Origin of the sequence: Phytopseudomonas flavescens (genome assembly GCF_900100535.1) — a bacterium.
In the GTDB taxonomy this organism is placed as follows: Bacteria; Pseudomonadota; Gammaproteobacteria; order Pseudomonadales; family Pseudomonadaceae; genus Aquipseudomonas; species Aquipseudomonas flavescens.
Genome location: NZ_FNDG01000003.1, coordinates 14,469 through 39,719 on the forward strand (window position 1 = coordinate 14,469; position 25,251 = coordinate 39,719).

Annotated in this window: 24 protein-coding genes; 9 read left to right on the plus strand and 15 right to left on the minus strand. The window is 63.5% G+C overall.

What is annotated here, in order from left to right; translation table 11 throughout:
* Positions 1-69 precede the first annotated feature (69 nt).
* Positions 70-1,473 (plus strand): HDOD domain-containing protein, encoded by a 1,404-nt coding sequence (locus BLR94_RS04225; RefSeq protein ID WP_084303528.1) that lies wholly within the window; start codon positions 70-72, stop codon positions 1,471-1,473.
* Positions 1,474-1,525: 52 nt separating this feature from the next.
* On the opposite strand, the gene BLR94_RS04230 is transcribed toward BLR94_RS04225, so the two are convergent.
* From BLR94_RS04230 to glcD, 8 genes are all read right to left on the minus strand, one after another.
* Entirely contained in the window at positions 1,526-1,915 is a 390-nt protein-coding gene (locus BLR94_RS04230; RefSeq protein ID WP_084303529.1) for a helicase, read from the minus strand.
* 145 nt (positions 1,916-2,060) lie between these two features.
* The gene (locus BLR94_RS04235) at positions 2,061-2,333 is read right to left on the minus strand and encodes an HU family DNA-binding protein (protein ID WP_073263100.1); all 273 of its coding nucleotides are present in this window, start codon (positions 2,331-2,333) and stop codon (positions 2,061-2,063) included.
* Positions 2,334-2,500: 167 nt separating this feature from the next.
* Positions 2,501-3,664, minus strand: a complete 1,164-nt coding sequence (locus tag BLR94_RS04240; protein ID WP_090423654.1) for an FAD-dependent oxidoreductase — start codon at positions 3,662-3,664, stop codon at positions 2,501-2,503.
* Between the two features lie 162 nt (positions 3,665-3,826).
* The gene (locus BLR94_RS04245) at positions 3,827-3,994 is read right to left on the minus strand and encodes a rubredoxin (protein ID WP_084303531.1); all 168 of its coding nucleotides are present in this window, start codon (positions 3,992-3,994) and stop codon (positions 3,827-3,829) included.
* Between the two features lie 135 nt (positions 3,995-4,129).
* Positions 4,130-4,528, minus strand: a complete 399-nt coding sequence (locus BLR94_RS04250; protein WP_084303532.1) for a heme-binding protein — start codon at positions 4,526-4,528, stop codon at positions 4,130-4,132.
* Between the two features lie 21 nt (positions 4,529-4,549).
* Complete coding sequence (gene glcF, locus BLR94_RS04255) at positions 4,550-5,767, minus strand: glycolate oxidase subunit GlcF (protein ID WP_084303533.1); 1,218 nt, start codon at positions 5,765-5,767, stop codon at positions 4,550-4,552.
* A 3-nt stretch (positions 5,768-5,770) separates the two neighbouring features.
* Entirely contained in the window at positions 5,771-6,835 is a 1,065-nt protein-coding gene (gene glcE / locus BLR94_RS04260; RefSeq protein WP_084303534.1) for a glycolate oxidase subunit GlcE, read from the minus strand.
* A complete protein-coding gene (glcD, locus tag BLR94_RS04265; RefSeq protein WP_084303535.1) occupies positions 6,835-8,334 on the minus strand; it encodes a glycolate oxidase subunit GlcD in 1,500 nt (499 codons plus the stop codon). The genes glcE and glcD overlap by 1 nt, the downstream gene beginning before the upstream one ends.
* A 258-nt stretch (positions 8,335-8,592) precedes the next feature.
* Between glcD and glcC the strand changes: the two genes are divergently transcribed.
* The 7 genes from glcC to BLR94_RS04300 all read left to right on the plus strand — a co-directional run bounded on the left by glcC (position 8,593) and on the right by BLR94_RS04300 (position 15,480).
* Positions 8,593-9,363 (plus strand): transcriptional regulator GlcC, encoded by a 771-nt coding sequence (gene glcC, locus BLR94_RS04270; protein WP_084303536.1) that lies wholly within the window; start codon positions 8,593-8,595, stop codon positions 9,361-9,363.
* A gap of 47 nt (positions 9,364-9,410) precedes the next feature.
* Entirely contained in the window at positions 9,411-9,962 is a 552-nt protein-coding gene (locus BLR94_RS04275) for a chorismate--pyruvate lyase family protein (RefSeq protein WP_084303537.1), read from the plus strand.
* Positions 9,963-10,004: 42 nt separating this feature from the next.
* A complete protein-coding gene (gene ubiA, locus BLR94_RS04280; RefSeq protein ID WP_084303538.1) occupies positions 10,005-10,895 on the plus strand; it encodes a 4-hydroxybenzoate octaprenyltransferase in 891 nt (296 codons plus the stop codon).
* A 112-nt stretch (positions 10,896-11,007) separates the two neighbouring features.
* On the plus strand, positions 11,008-11,697 hold the full coding sequence (gene phoB / locus BLR94_RS04285; protein ID WP_084303539.1) for a phosphate regulon transcriptional regulator PhoB: 690 nt from the start codon (positions 11,008-11,010) through the stop codon (positions 11,695-11,697).
* Between the two features lie 52 nt (positions 11,698-11,749).
* Positions 11,750-13,057: a phosphate regulon sensor histidine kinase PhoR gene (gene phoR, locus BLR94_RS04290; protein WP_084303540.1), complete on the plus strand. Its 1,308-nt coding sequence runs from the start codon at positions 11,750-11,752 to the stop codon at positions 13,055-13,057.
* Between the two features lie 88 nt (positions 13,058-13,145).
* Entirely contained in the window at positions 13,146-14,486 is a 1,341-nt protein-coding gene (locus tag BLR94_RS04295; RefSeq protein WP_084303541.1) for a hemolysin family protein, read from the plus strand.
* Between the two features lie 235 nt (positions 14,487-14,721).
* Positions 14,722-15,480: a hypothetical protein gene (locus BLR94_RS04300; protein WP_084303542.1), complete on the plus strand. Its 759-nt coding sequence runs from the start codon at positions 14,722-14,724 to the stop codon at positions 15,478-15,480.
* On the opposite strand, the gene BLR94_RS04305 is transcribed toward BLR94_RS04300, so the two are convergent.
* From BLR94_RS04305 to BLR94_RS04330, 6 genes are all read right to left on the minus strand, one after another.
* Positions 15,477-17,108, minus strand: a complete 1,632-nt coding sequence (locus BLR94_RS04305) for a GMC family oxidoreductase (RefSeq protein ID WP_084303543.1) — start codon at positions 17,106-17,108, stop codon at positions 15,477-15,479. The two genes, BLR94_RS04300 and BLR94_RS04305, sit on opposite strands and share 4 nt — an antisense overlap.
* A gap of 1 nt (position 17,109) precedes the next feature.
* Positions 17,110-17,913 (minus strand): ABC transporter ATP-binding protein, encoded by an 804-nt coding sequence (locus tag BLR94_RS04310; RefSeq protein WP_420492665.1) that lies wholly within the window; start codon positions 17,911-17,913, stop codon positions 17,110-17,112.
* A gap of 17 nt (positions 17,914-17,930) precedes the next feature.
* Complete coding sequence (locus BLR94_RS04315) at positions 17,931-18,734, minus strand: ABC transporter permease (RefSeq protein ID WP_084303545.1); 804 nt, start codon at positions 18,732-18,734, stop codon at positions 17,931-17,933.
* Positions 18,735-18,847: 113 nt separating this feature from the next.
* Positions 18,848-19,834 carry an ABC transporter substrate-binding protein gene (locus BLR94_RS04320; protein ID WP_084303546.1) on the minus strand — a complete coding sequence of 329 codons (987 nt, stop codon included), beginning with the start codon at positions 19,832-19,834 and terminating at the stop codon, positions 18,848-18,850.
* Positions 19,835-19,970: 136 nt separating this feature from the next.
* Complete coding sequence (locus BLR94_RS04325; protein WP_084303547.1) at positions 19,971-21,344, minus strand: aspartate aminotransferase family protein; 1,374 nt, start codon at positions 21,342-21,344, stop codon at positions 19,971-19,973.
* Positions 21,345-21,386: 42 nt separating this feature from the next.
* Positions 21,387-22,877 (minus strand): aldehyde dehydrogenase, encoded by a 1,491-nt coding sequence (locus BLR94_RS04330; protein WP_084303856.1) that lies wholly within the window; start codon positions 22,875-22,877, stop codon positions 21,387-21,389.
* Between the two features lie 613 nt (positions 22,878-23,490).
* Between BLR94_RS04330 and BLR94_RS04335 the strand changes: the two genes are divergently transcribed.
* Positions 23,491-24,234 carry an endonuclease/exonuclease/phosphatase family protein gene (locus tag BLR94_RS04335; protein WP_084303548.1) on the plus strand — a complete coding sequence of 248 codons (744 nt, stop codon included), beginning with the start codon at positions 23,491-23,493 and terminating at the stop codon, positions 24,232-24,234.
* 57 nt (positions 24,235-24,291) lie between these two features.
* Here the strand turns inward: BLR94_RS04335 and BLR94_RS04340 are convergent, their stop codons facing one another.
* Complete coding sequence (locus BLR94_RS04340) at positions 24,292-25,188, minus strand: peptidoglycan DD-metalloendopeptidase family protein (protein WP_084303549.1); 897 nt, start codon at positions 25,186-25,188, stop codon at positions 24,292-24,294.
* Between the last annotated feature and the right edge of the window lie 63 nt (positions 25,189-25,251).

Genomic DNA, 25,251 nt, shown 5'->3' on the forward strand with positions numbered 1-25,251 from the left:
GCCAGGTCGCGTCGTCCGCTTGCTGGTTATACTTGGGGAGCTGCATCCCCCTTTACGACGGAACACGTCATGACTGAAGTAGCCATCGCCGACCTCTCCCCACAACCGCCCCTGGTGATTCGCCAGTTGCTGGAAAAGCTCGGCCTGAGCTACCAGGTGCGCCATGAGCAGCCTGGCCTGCCGGCCGCCCAGCGCGTGCAGACCGTCCTGCTCGAAGACGCGGTAGGCGCTCTGCTGGTGCTGTTTCCCCAGAATCAGTTACTCGACCTCAATCGACTGGCCGAGCTGACCGGGCGCAAGCTCACCGCGGTCAAGCCGGAGCGGCTGGATCGTATGCTCGGCAAGCATGACCTGCACGTGCTGCCCGGCATCCCCGCGTTGACCAGTTCGCCTTGCCTGTACGACGAACGCCTGCTCGAGGCGCCGAGCCTGTTCATCCAGTCTGGCGAACCCGGCGTGCTGCTGGAGCTCGACACGGAGGCGTTCAAGAACCTGCTGGGCAAGGCCAGCGCCGCGCGCTTCGGCGAGCCGGTGAGTAAAGTACGACTCAACCTGACCCGCCCGGATGACGATCGTGCCGAGATCAGCCATGCGGTTCAGGCCTTCACGGCGCGGCGCATCCAGCAGCGCCTGGAAGAGACCATCGAGATTCCGCCCCTGGCAGAGACCGCCCAGAAGATCATCAAGCTGCGTGTCGACCCAAACGCTACCGTCGATGACATCACCGGCGTGGTCGAGACCGACCCGGCCCTGGCCGCCCAGGTGGTGAGTTGGGCGGCATCGCCCTACTACGCGGCGCCTGGCAAGATTCGCTCGGTGGAAGACGCCATCGTTCGTGTGCTGGGCTTCGATCTGGTGATCAACCTGGCCCTCGGCCTGGCCTTGGGCAAGACCCTCAGCCTGCCCAAGGATCAACCCCAGCACACCACACCCTACTGGCAACAGGCGATCTACACTGCCGCCGTGATCGAGGGCCTGACCCGCGCCATGCCGCGCGCACAACGTCCGGAATCCGGGCTGACCTACCTGGCCGGCCTGCTGCACAACTTCGGCAACCTGGTGCTGGCCCACGTCTTTCCGCCGCACTTCTCATTGATCTGTCGGCACCTCGAGGTCAACCAGCACCTGCCGCACAGCTACATCGAACAGCATCTGCTGGGCATCAGCCGCGAGCAGATCGGCTCCTGGCTCATGCGCTACTGGGACATGCCCGAAGAACTGGCGGTCGCACTGCGCTTCCAGCACGACCCGAGCTACGGCGGCAACCACTCCACCTACCCGAACCTGGTGTACCTGGCGGTCAGCCTGCTGCGCAACCACGGTATCGGTACCGGACCAGAGCGCGAGATTCCGCAGAGCCTGATCGACAACCTGGGTATCACTCGGGACAAGGCAGAAGAAGCGCTGGCCAAGGTACTGGCCGCGGAAGTCGCCCTGCGCGATCTCGCGTCGCAGTTCGGGTCGCCGAACTGATAGCGTTCGCGGCCATCCGTTCTGCGCGTGGCCGCGAACGATCCCCGCTGAATCAGGCCGCTTTCTTGTCGGCCGGCCGCTTGGGGCGCAGGTATTTGGTCAGGCCCTGGAACCAGATCACCAGGGCAGGATTGCCCTGGATCTGGATGTCCTTGCTCTGGATACCCTGCATGAAAGCCAATTGCTTGTTCTTCGCCGTCAGGGTGGCGAAACCGTAGGGTGCATCCTTGAAACCGATGGCGAAGGCCGGATCGCCGACGGTGCCGCGCCTGCTGCTGACACGTTGCTCGCTGACGATGAAATGGCGAGCGATCCTGCCATCCTGGGTGTGCAGCTGGAACACCAGATCGCGCCCCTCCAATTGCTGGCGAAACGCCGGATCATCACGACTTGCCTTGGCCATGAGACGGCCCAGCATCCAGAGGAGAAAACGGAATTTCATGGCATGGCCTGTTGGCGAGAGGCGAAAGCCGCGAATTGTAGCGGCTTGGCGGGTACCTGGCAGTTGGCCTGAGGCCTGCTGACATTTCACAACAACTGCGCCAATGGCCCAGGGTGGAAACGTCAACAGACCAAAGGGCCCGGTCTCAGTTGACCGAGTCCTTGAGCGCTTTGCCGGGTTTGAAGGCGACGGTGTTGCTGGCCTTGATCTTCACCGGCTGACCGGTCTGCGGGTTCTTGCCGGTTCGTGCACCGCGGTGGCGCTGCACGAAAGTACCGAAACCGACCAGGGTCACACTGTCCTTGCGGTTCAGCGCACCGGTGATTTCTTCGAGAACGGCGTTGAGTACACGATTGGCCTGATCCTTGGTCAGATCAGCTTTTTCCGCGATAGCGGCGGCGAGTTCCGGTTTACGCATAAATGCCTCACTTACGGTTTGTTGTTGTGTTCCATGCCATGCAGCGCCAAGACGCCGCGACAGCTCTACGCTGCGGCAGGCCTGGGGGAGAATGGCACGCTCCAAGGGGCTTCGCCAGCCCTGTCACCGGCTAAATCGGGCCATTCATCGAGCAGCCGACAGAACGCTCAGGGCAGCAAGGGTGGCAGTCGACGATTGAGCGACAGCCTTTCCTGCACCGCCGCGCCCGTCAACGCGTAGCCCAGCAGCGCGCCGGAGGCGTCGTGGCACAGCGCTCTTATGTCGGCACCGCTGCCCTCTACCGTCCACTCGCCCTGACGCCCGGGTGGCGGCGGCGATACGACCAGCGGGCACGCAGGCGTCTTCACGGTGACCGGCATGGCGCCATAGGCCACCTCACCTGGCGTGCCGCTGAGGGTTTTCGCCAGCGCACGGGCACAGGCCATCAGCGGCATCACGTAGAGCAGATTGAGGCCGTCGACCTCCGCACAATCGCCCAGCGCGTAGATATTGGCGTGCGAGGTGCGCAGCCCGCGGTCGACCACGATGCCGCGATTGACGGCCAGGCCCGCAGCCGCAGCCAGCTCGGTGCGCGGGCGCAGGCCAACCGCTGAGATCACCATGTCGCAGGCGATCACCCGGCCATCGGACAGATGCGCCTCGAGCCCTTCGCCAGCCTTGTCGAGCCGGCTCAGCACCGGCCCGAGATGCACGCCTACGCCCGATGCCTCCAGACCACCACGCACGGCGGCGGCGGCTTCGGCCGGCAGCAGGGCGGGCATCAACTGTTCGCAGGGTGCCACCAGATCGACCTGGTAGCCGCCGAGCGACAGGTCGTTGGCGAATTCGCAACCGATCAAACCGGCGCCCAGAATCAGTACCCGGCGCTTGCCCAGGGCCGCCTGGCGAAAACGTGCATAACCGTCGAGATCGTTGACCGTAAACAACCTGTCACGGGCATCGCCCTCGAGGGGCACCGCTGGCACGTCGGCCCCCCAGGCCAGCACCAGGTCACGGTACGCCACGGCCTCCTCGCCGATCCACAGGCGCCGGTGACCGGGGTCGATACCGGTAACCCGCGTATGCGTCCACACCTGGGCAGCCAGCTGCTCGGCCATCGCCCCAGGTTCGGCCATGCACAAACCGTCGGCATCCTTGCCCTTGGCGAAACCGGTGGACAGCATCGGCTTGGAGTACGAACGCCCGTCATCGGCGCTGATCAGCAACAGCGGCGTGTCGTTGTCCAGCTTGCGGAATTCGCGGGCCAGGTTGTAACCGGCCAGGCCGGTGCCGACGATGATCACGGGATCGCTCATTGCTCGCTCCTTCATTTGAAGATTGGTCCAAGCTTGCCGGTCCGAAGGACAAGCGCCACGGCGTCATGGACGACCTGAGGAACGTAAACGAGCGCTACTCGCCTCGTCCGCGCGGCCCGGGAGTGGCACTGCGGTGCGTGATCCACGAGTGGCGCGCAGCAAGCTTTGGGCGAAGGCTCAGTTGATTTCGATCATCTCGAAATCCATCTTGCCCACGCCACAATCCGGGCACAGCCAGTCTTCGGGCACGTCTTCCCAACGGGTGCCGGGGACGATGCCGTCATCGGGCCAACCATCACGCTCGTCGTAGATCAGCCCACACACCACACATTGCCACTTTTTCATAACGCTCTCCGGCGTGCCTCACGGTTATTGCGCCGAGACGCTACCGTAATAAGCACAGACAGCCAAGCCGCCTGCACCAGGCGCTGATCGTTACGCGCAGCGCCATACTCGACACCCGGGCCGGTGGCAGGTCATTCAGAGCGCGGCGATGCCGGCCTTGGCGACCTGAGCATCCTGGTCGGCCTTGACACCGGAAACCCCGATGGCGCCGACCACCTGCCCCTCGACCAGCACCGGCACGCCACCCTCCAGGGAGGTCAGCAGAGGCGCGGAAAGAAAGGCACTGCGTCCGCCGTTGACCATGTCCTCGTAGCCTTTCGACTCACGCCGGCCCAAGGCGGCGGTGCGGGCCTTCTCGCTGGCGATGTAGGCACTGATGGGCGAGGCGTCGTCCAGCCGCTCCAGCGCCAGTGGATGACCACCGTCGTCGACCACGGCGATGCTCACCGCCCAGCCATTGGCCTGGGCCTCGGCCCGGGCGGCGGCGAGCATGCGGGCGATATCGGTCTGACTGAGTACGGCTTTGCTGTGCATGGGTAATCCTCCATCAGGGGTTCAGTTCATTGCCTCTTCGACGATTTCTATCCAGTGCCGCACCGGCGTGCGGCGTGCCCCATCGAGGTGACTCTGGCAACCGATATTGGCGGTGACGATCACCTCCGGCTGGCCGCTTTCCAGGGCGTCGAGGCGGTCATCGCGCAAGCGGGTGGCCAGTGCGGGCTGGGTCAGCGAATAGGTGCCGGCCGAACCGCAGCATAGATGACCGTCGGCTACCGGTGTCAGCGTGAACCCCAGACGCAGCAGGACGTCATCCACGGCACCACCCAGGCGCTGGGCATGTTGCAGCGTGCAAGGGCAGTGAAACGCCACGCGCATCCGCGTGCTGACAGCCAGCAGCGCCAGAGGCTCCTCGCGCAGCACCTCGACCAGATCGCGGGCCAGCGCACTGACCTGCCGTGCTTTGTCGGCATACTCGGGATCATGCCTGAGCAGACGCCCGTACTCCTTGACGAATGCCCCGCAACCGCTGGCGGTCTGCACGATGGCTTCGACGCCCTGGTCGATGGCTGGCCACCAGGCATCGATATTCGCACGGGCGCGCTGCAGCCCCCGCTCCTGGGCATCCAGGTGATAGTCCACGGCGCCGCAGCAGGCCGCCTCGCGGGCCGTCACCACGCTGATGCCCAAGCGATCGAGCACCCGCGCCGCAGCCGCATTGGTATTGGGCGACAAGCCTGGCTGCACGCAGCCTTCGAGCATCAGCACGCGCCGCGCATGCCGCATCGGCGGACGCGGTCTGGCGGCGCCAGCGCTACGCGGCAGCTTGGCCTCGAGTGCTGCCGGCAGCAGCCTGCGAAGCATCTGCCCGAGCTGGACCATGGGCGTGAACAGCGCCTCGCGGGTCAGCAGCGCACGCAGGCCGCGACGCAACATGCGCTGCCCCAATGGGCGTGGCACAGCCACGTCGACCACGGCACGCCCGATATCCAGCAGGTTGTGGTACTGCACCCCGGAGGGGCAGGTGGTTTCGCAATTGCGACAGGTCAGGCAGCGATCCAGATGCAGCTGGGTCCTGGCGGTGACTTCGCCCCCCTCCAGCACCTGCTTGATCAGGTAGATGCGCCCGCGGGGTCCGTCCAGTTCGTCGCCCAGCACCTGGTAGGTCGGGCAGGTGGCGTTGCAGAAGCCGCAATGCACGCAGGAACGCAGAATCCGCTCGGCCTCGACGGCGTGCGGCAGTTGCCTGGTCTGTTCACTCAGATTGGTCCGCATGCTTCATAGCTCCGCATACAGGCGGCCGCGGTTGAAGATCCCCAGCGGATCGAGCTGCGCCTTGAGCTGACGGTGATAGCGCAGCAAGGGCGCAGCCAGGGGGTGGAATGGCGAATCGCAATGGCCGGCAGTGAAACAACTGGCGTGGCCACCATTGGCGCTGGCCAGTTGGCGGATCTGCCGGGCGTCTGCGGCGGATTTCAGCCAGCGCTGGGCGCCCCCCCAGTCCAGCAGCTGGGTTCCCGGCAATGCCAGCACCGCGGCGTTGTTCGGCAACGACAGGCGCCACAACGCTTCGGGGGCGGCGAAGAACGCCAGGCGCTGCTGATTGAGATCATCCCAGTAGCCATCGTCTAGGGCCTCTCCCCCGAGGCGCTCACGGGCGGCGGTGACCGAGCCTTCGCCGCCCTCCAGGCGCAGGTGCAACTGCCCGTCGTCATGACAGGCGGCGCTCAGCGGCAGTGGCTGCTGGCCCCACTCGGCCAGCCTGAGCAGGGCCGTCGGGGCATCCATGTGCAGGCTCAGGCTGAGTCGGTGCTGCGGTTTGGGCAGCACTTTCAGGGACACCTCGGTGATCACCCCCAGGCAGCCGAAACTGCCCGCCAGCAGACGTGACAGGTCATACCCGGCGACGTTCTTCATCACCTCGCCGCCAAAGCGCAGGTGCTTGCCCTGCCCGGTGATCAGCCGGGTACCCAGTACCAGATCACGCACGGCTCCAGCCCAGGGTCGCCGCGGCCCGGAAAGCCCGCTGGCAAGCATGCCGCCCAGGGTCGCGCCGGCCGCCGCATGGGGTGGTTCGCAGGTGATCATCTGCCCCGCCTCATCCAGCACGGCCTGCAACTCGCTCAGCGGCGTACCGGCACGCGCGGTGATCACCAGCTCGGTCGGGTCGTAGCTGACGATGCCACGGTGAATCCGCGTGTCGAGGCGCTCGCCCTCGACTTCGCGACCGAGAAAGGCCTTGCTGCCGCCGCCTTCGATACGCAGCGGGGTACGCCTGTCGATGGCATTGCGGACCTGATCCAGCAGGACGTCGCTGGCATCCAGCGAACACCGCGCGGCCATCAGAAGCGCTCCAGTTCAGGGAACGGCAGTTGCCCATGATGCACATGCAACGAACCGAACTCGGCACAGCGCTGCAAAGTGGGAATGTTCTTGCCTGGATTGAGCAGACCCCGAGGGTCGAAGGCGGCTTTCACGGCATGGAACAGGGTCAGCTCATCGTCGTTGAACTGTGCGCACATCTGGTTGATCTTTTCCCGACCCACGCCGTGTTCGCCGGTGATGCTGCCACCGACCTCGACGCACAGTTCGAGAATCCGACTGCCGATGGCCTCGGCACGTTGCAGCTCACCCGGCTGGTTGGCATCGAAGAGAATCAACGGATGCATATTGCCGTCACCGGCATGGAACACATTGGCGACGCGCAGGCCGTACTCCTCGGACAACCGGGCGATACCCCTGAGCACTCCCGGCAGTTCCCGCCGCGGAATGGTGCCGTCCATGCAGTAGTAGTCGGGAGAGATACGCCCCACCGCTGGAAAGGCGTTTTTGCGCCCGGCCCAGAACCTCACTCGCTCGGCCTCGTCACGGGCCTGACGAACCTCGACCGCGCCGGACGCAGCGAGCACCGCGCGTACCCGCTCGCAATCGTCATGCACATCGGCTTCGACGCCGTCGAGCTCGCACAGCAGAATGGCCTGCGCCTGAACCGGGTAGCCCGCCTGGATGAAATCCTCCGCCGCGCGGATCGCCAGATTGTCCATCATCTCCAGGCCACCGGGAATGATCCCCGCGGCGATGATCTCGGCCACCGCGCGCCCGGCCTTCTCCACGGAGTCGAAGCTGGCCAGCAGCACCTTGGCCACCTGTGGCTTGGGCAGCAGCTTGACCGTCACTTCGGTGACGACCCCGAGCATTCCCTCTGAGCCGGTGAACAGCGCCAGCAGGTCGAAGCCCGGCGCATCCAGCGCTTCGCTGCCCAGGATCATGCGCTCGCCCTCGACCGTGAGGATTTCCAGCCTGAGCAGGTTATGCACGGTGAGGCCGTACTTCAGGCAGTGCACGCCACCGGCATTTTCCGCGACATTGCCGCCGATCGAGCAGGCGATCTGCGAAGACGGGTCGGGCGCGTAATACAGGCCGAACGGTGCCGCGGCCTGGGAGATCGCCAGATTGCGCACGCCCGGCTGCACACGGGCCAGACGTGCCGCCGGATCGATATCGAGAATCCGCTGCAAGCGCGCCATCACCAGCAGGATGCCCTTCTCCAGCGGCAACGCGCCTCCCGACAGGCCGGTGCCCGCACCACGGGCCACCACCGGCACGCCGAGCCGGTGGCAAAGCTTGAGCAACACCGCGACCTGTTCGACATGCTCGGGTAGCACCACCAGCAACGGGGTACTGCGGTAGACCGAGAGGCCGTCGCACTCATAGGGGCTCAGGTCCTCAGCGGCATGCAGCACCGTCAGCCCGGGCAGCAGCGCCTGCAGTTCAGCCAGCAGGAACGCGCGATCGATGTCAGGCAATGCGCCGTCGACGCATTCGTCATACTCAATGCTCATGGCAGGATCCATTCGGCCGGTCGTTATTGTTATCGGCGGCCGGTGACTGCGCTGACCGCTCGCCCATGCCTGGGAGGTGTAATCCGATAAAGCCCTGGCGTCCATCGATTCGCGAGCTGGTCATACCAGTTTCTGCGCCGTCAGCGTGGTCTCGTGGATCGGCACGCCCCTGGCAATCGATGGCGATGGATCTATATTCACCCTTATCCGGGGTTGCCCCTGAACACCTTGCGCACTCTGCCCGATGAGCCCTCAGCCATGAATCCGCACAGGACGCCAGCACACCCCCAGGTCAGCGATGCCGTGGCGCACCGTATCGAATGCCTGATCGTCGACGGGGTACTCAAGGCGGGCCAGCCGCTGCCGTCGGAGCGGCGTCTGTGCGAAAAACTCGGTATCTCCCGTTCCGCGCTGCGCGAGGGGCTCAAGGTGCTGCGTGGCCGGGGCATCATCGACACGACACACGGCCGTGATTCGCGGGTGGCGACACTCAGCGTGCCACGCGACACCAGCCCGCTGATGCACCTGTTCAGTTCGCAACCCCGTACCCTGTTCGACCTCCTGGAAGTACGCGTGCTGCTGGAGTCTGAAGCGGCGCGCCTGGCAGCCCTGCGCGGCACCGGTGCCGACTTCGTCCTGCTTACCCGTCGTTACCAGGAAATGCTCGCCGTCCATGACCGGGCGGGCATCGATGCGCGTGAACAGGCAAGCCGCGACCATGCCTTTCACCTGGCCATCTGCGAGGCATCGCACAACCCCGTGCTGCTGCATACCCTGCAATCGCTGACCGATTTGATGCTTACCAGCGTGTTCGCCTCGGTCAACAACCTCTACCACCGGCCAGCGCAGAAACGCCAGATCGACCGCCAGCATGCGCGCCTCTACGACGCCGTGGTCAAGCGCCTGCCAGACCAGGCCCAACAGGCTGCCCGCGAGCATATCCAGGGGCTGCGTGACAGTTTCAGGGAGATCGAAGAGCAAGAGCGACGCCTGGTGCGCGCCACCATGCACCTCGAAGGCCGGGCCTAGAGTGGCGTGATAGACTCGCCCCTCGCGAACCACCATGACCTGCCGCCGTGTCCGACAACCCGCCCTCCCCGCTCTGGCTGAATGCCGCACGCCTTCCCGCGCTGACGGCCCATGAGCGCGACTGGCTGTGCAACGAGGATTCGCTGACCCGCCGCCTGACCGCACTGTCCGACGATGACTTCAGCGTGATGCCGTTGTACGAAGGCTGGCAGGCGTTGCGCGGCGACGAGTGCGCCGCCCTGGATGTCGCGCAAGGCAGCCAGGGCTGGATACGCGAAGTGTACCTGCGTGGGCGTGCCCAACCCTGGGTATTCGCCCGCAGTGTGGCGGCGCGCAGTGCCCTGGAAAACGCGGCAATGAACCTGCAGCAGCTGGGCAGCCGCTCGCTGGGCGAGTTGCTGTTCAGTGACCAGGCCTTCGAACGCGGCGCCCTGGACATCTGTCGCTACCCGACCGCCTGGCTGCCCGCAGAGCGTCGCGACGAGGCCTTGTGGGCGCGCCGCTCGTGCTTTCGTCGCGGCGCTCTGGGGGTACTGGTGGCCGAAGTGTTCCTGCCCGATTTCTGGCGAGCCGCCGCCGCGCACGCCGGCAAGCCTTAGCACGACCTCATGAACGGTATGAAATGCCAGGAGACACCTTCGATGTACACCCGCCTGCTGCAATCGCTCGACCGCCTGCACCCACGCGCCGGGGACTTCGTGCAGTTGATGCGCCTGGACAGGCCGATCGGCATCTACCTGCTGCTCTGGCCGACGCTGTGGGCGCTGTGGATCGCCGCGCAAGGTGTACCGAGCCTCAAGAACCTCGCGATCTTCGTGGTCGGAGTGATACTGATGCGCGCGGCGGGCTGCGTGATCAACGACTATGCCGACCGTCATTTCGACGGTCATGTCAGCCGCACCAAGGCCCGTCCGCTGGCCAGTGGCCGGGTCACCTCCCGCGAAGCGCTGATCCTGTTCGCCGTGCTGATCGCCCTGAGTTTCGCCTTGGTGCTGCTGACCAATGCCACCACCGTCTGGCTGTCGTTCGGCGCCCTGGGCGTGGCCGCGCTCTACCCCTTCATGAAGCGCTACACCTATTACCCCCAGGTGGTGCTGGGCACCGCGTTCTCGTGGGGCATGCCGATGGCCTTCACCGCAGAGACCGGCAGCCTGCCGGTCGCCGCCTGGCTGCTGCTGCTCGCCAACGTGATCTGGACGATCGCTTACGATACCTACTACGCCATGGCCGACCGTGAAGACGACCTGAAGATCGGCGTGAAATCCACGGCGATCCTGTTCGGCGATGCCGATCGGCAGATCATCCTGGTGCTGCAGGGGCTGGCGCTGCTGTGCCTGGCGCTGGCCGGCGCACGCTTCGAACTGGGCCTGTGTTTCTACCTCGGGCTGCTGGTCGCCGCCGCCTGCTTCGCCTGGGAATATCACCTGACCCGCCGGCGTGAACCGCTGGTCTGCTTCCAGGCGTTCCTGCACAACCACTGGGCCGGCCTGGCGATATTCATCGGCATCGTGCTCGATTACGCACTGCGCTAGGAGCTTGCGTAGAACACACCGCGCTTCGCTTTGCCGCACGGCTGTCATATCGCTGCAATAATTCCGTTATCTAATGCGCCGCATGACAGTTGAATGAACCGAGGCCCGATCCATGGTTGGCAAGAACATCCTGATCGTCGACGATGAAGCGCCGATCCGCGAAATGATCGTGGTGGCGCTGGAAATGGCTGGCTACGACTGCCTGGAGGCGGAGAATACCGGGCAGGCCCACGCCATCATCGTCGACCGCAAGCCCGATCTGATCCTCCTCGACTGGATGCTCCCGGGCACTTCCGGCATCGAGCTGGCACGGCGTCTCAAGCGCGACGAGCTGACCGGCGATATCCCGATCATCATGCTCACCGCCAAAGGCGAAGAGGACAACAAGATCCAGGGCCTGGAGGTCGGTGCCGATGACTACATCACCAAGCCCTTCTCGCCCCGCGAACTGGTCGCCCGCCTGAAAGCGGTGTTGCGGCGCGCCGGCCCCAGCGACAGCGAGGGGCCGATCGAAGTGGGCGGGCTGCTGCTCGACCCGATCAGCCATCGCGTGACCATCGACGGCAAACCGGCGGAAATGGGCCCTACCGAATACCGCCTGCTGCAGTTCTTCATGACGCATCAGGAGCGCGCGTACACGCGTGGCCAGTTGCTCGACCAGGTATGGGGCGGCAACGTCTACGTCGAAGAGCGGACCGTCGACGTGCACATCCGCCGTCTGCGCAAGGCACTCGGCGAAGCCTACGAAAATCTGGTGCAGACAGTGCGTGGCACCGGCTACCGTTTTTCCACCAAAGGCTGACCGACAGCCTGGAGCGCAACATGACAGGGACAGGCTGGCGGATGGGAACAACGTGACGAGCCAATGGCGCGGCGCAATCACCCGCCGCTTGCTGCTACTGGTCGCAGCCTGCCTGGTACTGGGGGTGATCACCGGGGAATATGCCTGGGCGCTGGCGCTGGGGCTGGCCATCCACCTGGCCTGGACGCTCAGCCAGTTGCTGCGCCTGCACGCCTGGCTCAGGGATCACCAGCCCGACGAACCGCCACCCGACGGCTACGGCCTGTGGGGCGAGGTATTCGACAGCATCTACCACCTGCAGCGCCGCAACCAGCGTGCCCGTGGCCGCCTGCAGGCAGTGATCGACCGGGTTCAGGAGTCCACTGCGGCCCTGCGCGATGCGGTCATCATGCTCGACAGCCAGGGCAACCTGGAATGGTGGAACAAGGCATCGGAAACCCTGCTGGGCCTGAAAACCCCGCAAGACAGCGGCCAGTCCATCACCAACCTGGTACGTGACCCGCGCTTCAAGGAGTATTTCGAGCGCGGCAATTACCTCGAACCCCTCGAACTGCCCTCACCGGTCAATCCACGCCGGCAACTGCAACTGAACATCACCCGCTATGGCAACCAGGAACACCTGATGCTGGTCCGCGACGTGACCCGCCTGCACCAGCTGGAACAGATGCGCAAGGATTTCGTCGCCAACGTGTCCCATGAGCTGCGCACGCCGCTCACGGTGATTTCCGGCTACGTGGAAACCCTGCAGGACAACGTCGACGAAATCAATCCGCGCTGGCGGCGAGCCCTGCAGCAGATGCAGCAGCAGGGCTCGCGCATGCAATGCCTGCTCAACGACCTGTTGCTGCTGGCCAAGCTGGAAGCCACCGACTATCCATCCGACAATCAGCCCGTACCGGTCGAACAGTTGCTGCGCTCGATCAAGACCGATGCCCTGGCGCTTTCCGCCGAGCGCAATCACCGCATCAGCCTGGAAGCCGACGCCGATCTACGGCTCAAGGGCAGCGAGTCGGAACTGCGCAGCGCCTTTTCCAATCTGGTATTCAATGCGGTCAAGTACACACCGGCCGATGGTGAAATCCGCATCCGCTGGTGGCAGGACGAACAGGGCGCCCACCTGTCGGTGCAGGACACCGGGCCGGGTATCGAGGCCAAGCACCTGCCGCGCCTGACCGAGCGCTTCTACCGGGTGGACTCGAGCCGTGCCAGCAACACCGGCGGTACCGGGCTGGGGCTGGCCATCGTCAAGCACGTGCTGCTGCGCCACCGGGGCCAGCTGGCCATCACCAGCGTGGTCGGCAGGGGCAGCCTGTTCACCTGTCATTTCCCGACAACCCAGATAGCGCAGCGCGACCGCTGAGCACTTTAGGGGTCGTTGACCCCGGCCCTATTGCAAAGCACTGCCCCAGGCCCCACCCTTTAGCAATATCCGGTCACACGAATGCCCCATGGATCCCTCTACGAGCGTCTCCTTCTCCGCCTATTTCGCCGATTTCGGCCTTGTGCTGTTCGCCCTGTTCCTGGTGCTGCTCAACGGTTTCTTCGTCGCCGCCGAGTTCGCCATGGTCAAGTTGCGGGCCACCAAGGTCGAGGCCCTGGCGCAGGAGAATGGCTGGCGCGGACACATCCTGCGTACCGTGCACAGCCAACTCGACGCCTACCTGTCGGCCTGCCAGCTGGGTATCACCCTGGCATCGCTCGGCCTTGGCTGGGTCGGCGAGCCCGCCTTCGCCCACCTGCTCGAACCGCTGCTGACGTCGATCGGTATCGAATCGCAGAAGCTGATCCACGCTATCGCCTTCTTTACCGCCTTCTTCATCATTTCCTACCTGCACATCGTGGTCGGCGAGCTGGCGCCCAAGTCCTGGGCGATCCGCAAGCCCGAGCTGCTGTCACTGTGGACGGCGGTTCCGCTGTACCTGTTCTACTGGGCCATGTACCCGGCGATTTTCCTGCTCAATGCCAGTGCCAACGCCATCCTGCGCATCGCCGGCCAGGGCGAGCCGGGCGTGCACCACGACCATCACTACAGCCGCGATGAACTCAAGCTGATCCTGCACTCCAGCCGTGCCAGCGACCCGACCGATCAGGACATGCGTGTACTGGCCTCGGCGGTGGAGCTCGGCGAACTGGAAGTGGTGGACTGGGCCAACTCCCGCGAAGACCTGATCTACCTCGAACTCCATGCCACGCTGGACGAAGTGTTCAGCCTGTTCCGTCGTCATAAATACAGCCGCTACCCGATCTACGACGAGGCCGCTGGCGAGTTCGTCGGCGTGCTGCACATCAAGGACCTGCTGCTGCACCTGTCGCTGCTGGAAATGCTGCCATCGACGCTGCGCCTCAGCGAACTGATGCACCCGCTGGAGAAGGTCAACCGCAACCTGCCGCTCTCCGAGTTGCTGGAGCAGTTCCGCAAGGGGGGGGCCCACTTCGCCCTGGTCGAGGAAGCCGATGGCAAGGTCATCGGCTACCTGACCATGGAAGACGTGCTGGAAGCCCTGGTCGGCGATATCCAGGACGAGCACCGCAAGGCCGAGCGCGGCATTCTCACCTATCAGCCCGGCAAGTTGCTGGTGCGTGGTGACACGCCGCTGTTCAAGCTGGAGCGTCTGCTGGGCGTCGACCTCGACCATATCGAGGCGGAGACCCTCGCCGGGCTGATCTACGAAACCCTCAAACGCGTGCCCGAGGAAGAAGAGTCCCTCGAAGCGGCGGGGCTGCGGCTGATCATCAAGAAGATGAAGGGCCCCAAGATCGTCTTGGTCAAGGTCATCAAGCTGGACTGATCGCCCTGCAGAGCAGGCTGTAGCCTCCTGCGACACGGCGTTGAATCGCCTTTTCGAAAAGTTGACCGACAAGTCATTTATAGCCTGACAGGATCTTGGCCCAGCTGACCTGCATCGTCGCCCGCTACCGTTCGTCTGGTGGCTCGAATATCGTGAGCGACGCACAGTCCACCGGCCTGCACCACATTCGATTCGGTGCATGCCTTTACATGAACAGACTGCCAAGGATTCAGCCATGCAAATCAATGGAATCGCTTCGAAAACTGCACTCGCCATCTGTCTGGCCGGCGTTTCACACGCTTACGCCGACTCGATCACAGACCCCATCTCCACCATCGGTGTGATCGGCTCGCATAACCAGTACAAGCAGACCACTTTCGGCGAGAGCGACAAGGAACGTCTGAACCAGGGCGGCCTGTTCTACAACTTCGGCAACAAGCTGACCGGTCATGAAGGCTTCATCTATCAGGCGGGCATCGAAGGCCAGTACCGTGAGAAGGACGATGACGAATACAAGTCGGCCCGCGCCGACCTCGACCTGGGCCTGCGCGCTGCGCTGAGCACCAACAACTACATCGACTTCATCGTCGGCGGTGGCTACGACTGGGGCCGTATCGAACAGGACAACGTCGGTCCGCTCGATACCAACGTCAAGCTGACCAGCAAGTCGCCATTCGCCAAGGCAGGTGTCGGCTACAACTACCTGACCCCGGACTACACCGTCCGCCTCGAAGCCGGTGCGCGCTACTCGCTCGACGCGGAAGCCGAGCTGAAAGTCAGCGGCGCAGGCAGCGACACCGTAGACCTGAAGGACAAGGCCAATCCCTATGCCGAACTGACCGTGCTGTGGAACAAGGGCATCAACAACCTGCCGATCAGCACCAGCCTGTACTACACCCGCACCAACTACAAAGTCGACAGCGACAGCGTGCTGACCGAGAACAGCAAGCTCAAGCAGGAACAGATTGGCCTGAAGGTCGGCCTGGCTTTCTAAGCCTCCGGCATAAGCGGGTACCTGGCCGTCAGACTGGGTACCTCGCTGCTCAGGATAAAATCTGCCGCACGCTCGCCGATCATGATGCACGCCGCGTTGGTGTTGCCGCTGATCAGCGTCGGCATGATCGAGGCATCGGCAACCCGCAGGTTCTCCATGCCGCGCACCTTCAGCGCCGGTGTCACCACCGCCATTTCGTCAGAGCCCATCTTGCAGGTGCCAACCGGGTGAAACACGGTGGTCGCGCACTCGCGCAAATGCGCCAGCAACTGCTCATCGGTCTGCACGTCTGATCCTGGCAACATCTCGACGCCACGCGAACTATCGAAGGCTGGCTGGGCAAGAATCCTGCGCGCCAGTTTCACACCCTCGATCAATACGCGTGCGTCCGCCTCGTCGCTGAAGAAGTTGAAGTCGACGAGCAGGCTGCGTCCCGCCCCCAGACGCACCTCACCAATGCTTTTCGGGCGCAGCACGCAGGTATGAATGGCATAGCCATGACCCCACTCGAACAGCCGTCCGCGGTGGCTGCGATAACCGGGCACGAAATGCATCTGTACGTCGGGCAGCCCTTCGGCCAGGGGCGTACGGGCAAAGCCGCCGGCCTCGACGTAGTTGGTGGTCAGCCAGCCCATCTTCTGCGCCAGGTACTTGAACGGCGACACCAGCACCTTGGGCAGCGAACCAAGGGAGAAGCCCAGCGATAGCGGGCTCTTCGAGCGCACGGTAACCAGGCCATCGACATGATCCTGGAGGTTCTTGCCAACGCCGGCCAGATTAACCCGGCAAGCCACACCGGCGGCCTCCAGCTCGGCCTTGGGGCCAATGCCGGACTTCAGCAGCAGATGCGCTGAACCGAGGGAGCCGGCGCAGAGAATGGTCTCACGACGGCAGCGCAAGGCACGCCACTGTTCGCCCTGCTGTAGCTCTACGCCGGTGACGCGGTCACCCTCGAGGATCAGCCGCTCCACCTGGCAGCCCGTGAGCACGGTGAGGTTACTGCGCTCACGCACGGGATGGACGAAGGCCCGATAGCTGGACAGGCGCTTGGCGTTCTTCTGGGTCACGTTGTAGATACCCACGCCTTCCAGGGTACCGCCATTGAAATCGTCGTTTTGACGCAGACCCACCTGCTCCGCTGCGCGGATATAAACCCTGGACAGCGGGTTGGGATCACGCGGCTTGTCCACCAGCAACTCGCCCTGAGTGCCGTGATACAGCAACGATTGACCGAGACGGTTATCTTCCGAACGCTTGAAATACGGCAGCACGTCCTGCCAGCCCCAGCCGGGGCAGCCCGCCGCCTGCCAGCCCTCGTAATCACTGGTATCGCCGCGGATGTAGATCATGCTGTTCATCGAGCTGGAGCCACCGAGCACCTTGCCGCGCGGCGTGTGAAGGCTGCGCCCGGCCAGATGCTGCTGCGGCGTGGAAAAGTAGTTCCAGCTGAACACGCGGCTCTTGTACAGGGTGATGGTGCCGGCTGGTACCTGCACGCGTGGGCTGGCGTCGCTGCCACCCGCTTCGATCAGGCACACGCGCACGGCAGGGTCGGCGCTGAGGCGGTTGGCCAATACACAGCCGGCGGAACCGGCACCGACGATCAGGTAGTCGAAGGCGTCATCCATTTCAGTGCACCGCCTCCAGGTCGTCGTGCAGCAGGCCGAGGATGTGCCGCTTCATGCGGATGAACTCCGGCTCCATCACCACGTCGAGGGTGCGCGGGCGTTCGATCGGTACATCGATAATTTCCTTGATACGGCCAGGGCGCGCACCCATCACGTAGATGCGGTCGGCGAGCAGGATCGCTTCGTCTATGTCATGGGTGACGAACACCACGGTCTTCCTGCTGTTGCCCCACACCTGCAGCAGCAATTGCTGCATCTGCAGGCGGGTCTGGCTGTCGAGGGCCCCGAAAGGCTCGTCCATCAGCAGGATCTGTGGATCGTTGGCCAGCGCGCGGGCGATGGCCACCCGCTGCATCATGCCGCCGGACAACTGCTTCGGGTAATGCTCGGCAAATTTCGCCAGCCCCACTTCATTGAGATAGAACTCGACAATGGTGCGAATTTCGCTGGACTCCAGCTTACGGCGTTTGAGGCCGAACTCGATGTTCTGGCGAACCGTAAGCCACGGGAACAGGGTGTAGCCCTGGAACACCATGCCGCGGTCGGCACCCGGCCCTTCGACCCGCTCGCCACCCACATAGATTTCGCCCTCGCTGGGCTCGTTGAGGCCAGCGGTAAGGTAGAGCAGGCTCGACTTGCCACAGCCGGACGGACCGACAATCACCGCGAACTGTTGATCCGGTACCTCGAAAGACACCCGGTCCAGGGCGGTGAAGGTGTCGCCGTTGGGCGACTGATAGCGCAGGCTGACGTTGTCCACACGCAGGCGCGCGGTGACCTCAGCGTACTCGCTGAGCGCGGGCATCACGTAGGGTTTCTTGGCTACTGCGCCCATTTGGTAATCCTCAGCCGAAGCAATCGAAACAGTTGATCGGTAATCAGCCCGAGCAGGCCGATGATGGCGATGGCCAGGAAAATCACGTCCACTTGGAAGCCGCGCATGGCCTTGAGGCTGATGTAGCCGAGGCCACTGGAGGCGGCCACCAGCTCGGCCACCACCAGGTACGTCCAGGCCCAGCCCATGGTGACTCGCAAGGTATCGAGGATGCCGGGCAGCGAGGCTGGGCCGAGTACGTGCAACACCACATCGCGGCGACTTGCGCCAAGGGTGTAGCTGGCGTTGATCAGATCCCGCGGCACGCCCTTGGACACGTCGGCAATCATCACCAGTTGCTGAAAGAACACACCAAAGATGATGACCGCCACGCGCTGCTCCAGACCGATGCCGATCCACAGGATGAACAGCGGCACGAAGGAGGTCACCGGCAGGTAACGGATGAAGTTGACCAGGGGTTCGAGGAACGCCTGGACGATGCGAAAGCTGCCCATCAACAGGCCCAATGGCACCGAGACCAGAGACGACAAGGCAAAGCCGATCAGCACCACTTCCAGACTGGACAGCACATGCTTGCTCAGGGTGCCGTCACCGGCCAGGCGCACGCCGGCTTCGACGACCTGACCAGGGTTCGGCAGAAACATCGACGGCACCACACCGCCGTACGACAAAGCGGCCCACAGGCCGAGCACCAACAACCAGCACAGGGCGCCGGTGCCGAGCACCAGCTTGCGTGGCAGCTCTACTTTGGGCGTCAGACAGCGCTGCGCCCAGGTTTTTTGCGTGGCCATGAACCACCTCGTGTTGCAGGTATTTGAGAAGCCCGTGGCTGCCACGCCTCACACCGCGCGCGGATGTCGAGAGGCATCGTGGCAGTGGCGTGAACAGCCAGCGGACGGAACGCTTACGGGGTAACGAACGAGGTATCCACCAGGTCCTCGTAGCTCACTGCGTAAGGTTTGCCCTGCAGGCTGGTCCAGGTCTCGTTGGCCAGGCCGATGAGGCCGGCGATGTCGCCCGGTTTGCCCGGGGTGCCGAGCAGTTTTTCGCTCATGGCCTGGTCATAGAACTTCACGCCCTTGGCTGCCTCGACCAGGTCCTTCGGATCGGACAGGTAGCCGCCAACGCCCTTGGCCATGATTTCGTAGGCTTCCTGCGGATGGGTCTTGGTGTACTCGACTGCCTTGTAAAGGCCAGCGACCAGCGCCTTTACATCGTCTGGCTGCTTCTCGATCACGTCGCAGGACAACGCCACCACGTCGACGATTACCCCGGGCGTCTCGCTGCTGTCGATCAGCACCTTGCCCTGCTCTTTCGCCTTGACCAGCGACAGGTGCGGCTCCCAGGTCACAGCCGCCGGTATGCGGCCGGCGATGAATGCAGTGGCCGCATCGTCAGCCGTCATGTTCTGGATTTCCAGATCGCTCATGCTCATGCCCTTCTGCTTGAGCAGGTAGGACAGCCAGAACTGCGATACCGAACCTTCGTTGACCGCCACCGCCTTGCCTTTCAGTTGCTCCAGGCTGGTCACTTCGTTACCCACCAGCACGCCATCACCGCCGTGACTTTCGTCCAGCGCGGCAACGGCCTTGAAGCAGAAGTTCTTCGAACGATACTTGAGGATTTCATCGATGGTCGATGCTGAGCCCGACAACTTGCCCGAGGCCTGGGCCGCCATGTACATGGCCGACTCCTCGATCACGGTGAACTCGACATCCAGCCCCTGCTCCTTGAAGTAACCGAGGTCACGGGCCAGGTAAAGCGTGCCGTAACCGACCCAAGTGGTGTGCCCGAGGGTCAGGGTTCCGGCCTGGGCGCTGACGGCCATGCCGGCGGCGACGGCGGTGCATGCAAAAGAGCGGATGACACGGTGGCGCAAGGACTTGTTCATGAGGCACTCCCACAGCCTGTTGGCTTGTTTTTGGTTTCCATGGGGCAGGTGCAGGCCAGGGGCCAAGGGCGTATCGCAGGCCGGCCTCATGGGGCCGGCACAGTAGTCTTCAGCGCTCTCTACGGAACACGTTGGTTTACAGCAGATTCAGTTCACGCCCGGTTCGATCCACCGCGCGGCGGGTCTTCTCCACCAGCTCATCCAGCTCGGCATGGGTGGCGACCAGCGCTGGCGCCATGATCATCCGGCCGAGGGTCGAGCGAATGATCAGGCCCTCGTCGAAACCAACGGTGCGGCAGTGCCAGGCGATGTCGTTCTCGTTGGCGAAACGTTTGCGCGTGCCTTTGTCTTCGGCGAACTGCAACGCAGCAACCAGGCCGACACCCTGGATATCGCCGATCACCGGATGCCCGGCAAAGGTCTCTCGCAGCAGGTTGTGCAGGTAGGGGCCGGTGTCGGTTTTCACCGTTTCGACGATCTTCTCGTCACGCAGCGCAGTGAGGTTGGCGATGGCCACCGCCGCCGCCACCGGGTGACCTGCATAGGTCAGGCCATGAGCGAACAGGCCACCTTGCTGCACCAGCACCTCAGCCATCCGCGCACTGAACACCAGACCACCCATGGGAATGTAGCCACTGGTCAGACCCTTGGCGATGGTCAGGGTGTCCGGCTGGAAAGCGAAGTGCTGGTGGGCAAACCATTCCCCGGTGCGACCGAAGCCACCGATCACCTCGTCGGCGCACAGCAGCACGTCGTACTGGCGGCAGATGCGCTGGATCTCGGCCCAGTAGCTGGCCGGTGGGAAGATCATGCCGCCAGCGCCCTGGAAGGGTTCGGCGACAAAGGCGGCGACGTTCTCGGCGCCCAGTTCGAGGATCTTCGCTTCCAGCTCGCCAGCGGCCTTGAGGCCGAACTGCTGCTCGCTCAGGTCGCCGCCCTCGGCGAAGTAGTAAGGCTCACCGATATGGGCGAAGTCCGGCAGCATGCCGCCCATCTCGTGCATAAAGCCCATGCCGCCCAGGGCGGTACTGCCCAGGGTCGAGCCGTGGTAGCCGTTCCAGCGGCCGATCATCACTTTCTTCTGCGGCTTGCCGAGGATCTGCCAGTAACGGCGCACACTGCGGATCAATAGCTCGTTGGCCTCGGAGCCGGAGTTGGTGTAGATGGCATGGCTGTAATGCTTCGGCAACAGGCTGAAGAGCAGCTCGGAGAGTTCCACGACCCGCGGGTGTGTGGTCTGGAAGAACAGGTTGTAGTACGGCAGTTCTTCGAGCTGCCGACTGGCAGCGGCATTCAGGTCAGCACGCCCATAGCCGAGCGCTGTGCACCACAGCCCGGACATGCCGTCGAGATAGCGTTTGCCATCGCTATCCCACAGGTTAAGACCCTGCCCCTTGGCGATCACCAGAGCGCCCTTCTCATTCAGCACCTTCTGGTCGAGAAAGGCATGGATATGATGGGCCGCATCCAACGCCTGGTACTGCTGCGTGCTGTGTTTCGGGGCGGTCATGGCAAGGCTCCTGTGATCGGGTTCGGCACTACTGGCCACTGCTCAACGCAGTTGGAACCACGTGGTCTTCAAATGGGTGTATTTGTCGAACGAGTGCAGTGATAGGTCACGACCGAAACCGGATTGCTTACCGCCGCCAAAAGGTACGCTCACGTCCAGGGCATCAACCGTGTTGACCGACACGGTGCCCACCTTGAGGCGGCGCGCCACGCGATGGGCACGATTGAGATCGTCACTCCACAGCGAGGCGGCAAGGCCATAGATGCTGTCGTTGGCCAGTTGCACGGCTTCGTCTTCGCTGTCGAAGGGCATTACCGCCAGTACCGGGCCGAACACTTCTTCGCGGGCCAGACGGCTGGCGTGAGAAACCTTGGTGAACACCGTCGGTTCGATGAAATTGTCCGAGCCATTGAAGCTGCGCTGCCGCCCGCCGCAAACCAGGTGCGCGCCCTCGCGCTGGGCGTCGTCGATGAGGGCCATGATCCGAGCGGTCTGCCGTGGCTCGACGATGGCACCGGCGCGGCTGGTCGGGTTCAGAGGATCGCCCGGCTGCCAGTCGCGAGCCTTGCTCAACAGGCGCTCGACGAATTGCTCATGGATAGAGCGCTCGACCAGCAAACGCGAGTTGGCCGAACAGACTTCGCCCTGATTGAAGAAGATGCCGAAGGCAGCTTTCTCTGCCGCCAGTTCCAGATCCTGGCAGTCGGCGAACACCAGATTGGCGCTCTTGCCGCCGCACTCCAGCCAGACTTGCTTGAGGTTGGACTGTGCCGAATAAGCCATGAAGAATTTGCCGACCTCGGTGGAGCCGGTGAAGGCCAGGCAATCGACATCCATGTGTAGACCGAGGGCCTTGCCGGCGCTTTCGCCGAATCCGGGCACGACGTTGAACACACCCGGAGGAATGCCCGCTTCCAGCGCCAGCTCGGCCAGACGCAGGGCGGAAAACGGCGACTGCTCGGCGGGTTTGAGAATCACCGAATTACCGGCGGCAAGGGCCGGCGCGAGTTTCCAGGCGGCCATGTCCAGAGGGAAATTCCACGGCACCACTGCCGCAACCACGCCCAGCGCCTCACGCGTCACCGTAGCGAGCACATTGCGCGCCGTAGGCGCGACTTCGTCGTACAGCTTGTCGAGGCTCTCCGCGTACCAGCGGAACACACCGGCGGCGCCGGGTACATCGATGTTCCAAGCATCCATCACCGGCTTGCCCATGTTCAGCGAGTCGAGCAGGGCCAGTTCATCTCGATTGGCCAGAATCAACTCAGCGAGTTTGAGCAGCACTTGCTTGCGCTCGACCGGCGCACGTTGCGACCAGACACCCGCCCCGAAGGATTGCCGTGCGGCGTGTACCGCCACGTCGACATCGGCAGCATCACAGGCCGCGACGTTGGCAAGCAGCTGGCCGGTGGCCGGATTGATTGAAGCGAAGGTGGCACCGGACTGCGCAGCGACTCGGCGGCCTCCTATAATCGCTTGGCTGATGAAAGGTTGCTGCCGAGCACGTTGCTGCCAGTCGCCGAGTCCGTACACTACCATCCCCTTTTTTCGCCACTTGGTTACTGCTGCGAACTGATAGTGGCGGAAAGGATGGCCGTTAGAAAAATATTAAAAATATCATCGGGACATACGAAAAAGCTGGCTTATTAGGCACCAAAAGCGAGCAGATCGCACCTATTTCGCGCATTTATCGCTAATTTCGGCCATACGGAAGATTGCGTCAGTTGCAACTATGCATCGGTGAGGAAAACATGGGATTGATGGGAACGGGATGAAATATCTGACGAAAGCGGCCGGCTTGAGCGCCTCATTGCGGCGCACGGAATATCCTGAGGCAGCTCCTGCCAAGCATCTGGGGGACCCTTTTCGCCGCCCAGGGCTCTCCGGGGGCAGGCTGCCCCCGGAGAGCTGAGCTTGATAAGGAGTCGACCGCGGCGCCATGCCTAGCTTGAGCTGGGTGCAGATCTGGATCGTCTGACCGCCCGCAGGGCACGAGTGGCGGGCCTGAAGTCATCTTGGATGGTAAGGACGCAGGCCTTCTAAGGCGGGCGTCTGGTACACTTCGGCATCCCTCGCGCAGAAATGTTTCAAGCGCCCCATGCGTTGTGCACGCTGCCTTCCATACCGTAATCAGCTTACCGATCCCATGTCGCTCAACATCGCCTCCATCAATATCGAACGCTCCAGACACCTGCCGCGAGTCGCAGCCTTCGTCAATCGTGAACGCCCGGACCTGCTCTGCCTGCAGGAGCTCTGCGAACGTGACATTCCGTTTTTCGAAGCGCTGATGGGCGGCAGCATGTCCTTCGCCCCCATGGTGCGCTATCCGGGGGAAGGCCCTGCGAATGTGGTCGGCGTCGGTATGATCGCCCGCGCAGAAACGTTGATGGACGTGGCGACCGACTACTACTCGGGCAGCGCGCAAGGCATTCGCGAAATAGCCTTCTTCAGCGCCCAAGGCCAGCGCACCGCCGACCCGCTGAGCATCGCCGAAGTCATGCTGACCGCGACTGTAAGAGGCATGCGCATCGCCGTCACCCACCTCAACGTGACCCCGCTCGGCACCTCCACGGCATACCAGCGGGAAAGCGCCGGCAAACTGATCCACCTGGCCCAGGCACAAGCACGGCAGGCTGGCGACCTGCTGCTGGTAGGCGACTTCAACGCCCCACGTGGGCGCGACACCTTCGACATGATCGCCAAGCACTTCATCGATGGCATACCGGCGCACTACACCAGCAGTATCGACGGCTCGCTACACCGAGCCGGAGACATCCCCTTCATGGTCGATGGGCTGTTCCACACGCCAGGCTACCGGCTGGAAGAGGCCAGCATGAGTACTGGCGTCTCCGACCACTGCGCAGTGAGTTGCCGCCTGGGCAGAGCCTGAAAGACAGCTATCCACAGGGCACTTGAGGATCAATCGGCGGCTGCATGGCCGGGCGCCTCAGTCACCGCCCACGGCGAAGTTGGGCAAGCTGTCCACCGGCTGGCTGAACTCGAAGGGAATCGACTCCAGCGCCATGCCGACGTTGCGTTGCACCACGAAGTGCAGGTGCGGGCCGGTACTGTTGCCGGTATTGCCGGAACGGGCGATGGGCGTCCCGGTGGCAATCCGCTGGCCTTCATGCACGCTCACCGACCCCTGCATCAGATGCAGGTAGACGCCCATGGTGCCGTCGTCGTGGAGTATGCGCACGAAGTTGCCGGACGGGTTGTTGCCGCGCCCGTTTTGGGCGTTCTCGGTCTTCACCACGATGCCACTGCGCGCGGCGACGATAGGCGTGCCTTCGGGCATGGCGATATCCATGGCATAGCGCCCTTTCGGGGTGAAGTGGCTGTACTGGCCGTTGGCGCCCTGAGTCAGGCGAAAGGGCCCGCCTTGCCACGGCAACGGGTAACGCTTATCGATCGGTAGCGAGCGCGGGTCACCCAGCGCGTAGGCCAGCTTCGGCGTATAGCGCAACGGCTTGGAGGGATCGAGCGGCGCCAGGGTGGCCAGGCGGATCTCGCTGCGCGGCGGCAGTACCCAGTTGATCGGCTTGCCTGGAACGCCGCTGGCGTTGGCCACCTGTTCGAGCTTCAGCTCCACCTGAACCGGTGCGTACAAGTCGTTGCGCACCAACAGGGTCTCGCCACCCGCGTGCCTGCGGGTTTCCAGCTTCACTTGGTTATCGAGCTTTTCCACCATGCGGTCGCTGAACACGAACACTTTCGCACCGGGCGCGGCCTGATCACTGTAGGTGACCACGCCATTGGCATCGGTGTACTTGTAGACGGTCAGCGCGCTTGCCTGACAGGCAAACGCAACGAGTCCCAGAAGAAGTGAGAGGCGCCCTGGCATGATGGTTCGAGTCGATCTGGTTATTAAGTGTTTGGCCAGGCAAGACTAGCAGCGTCTCGTTTA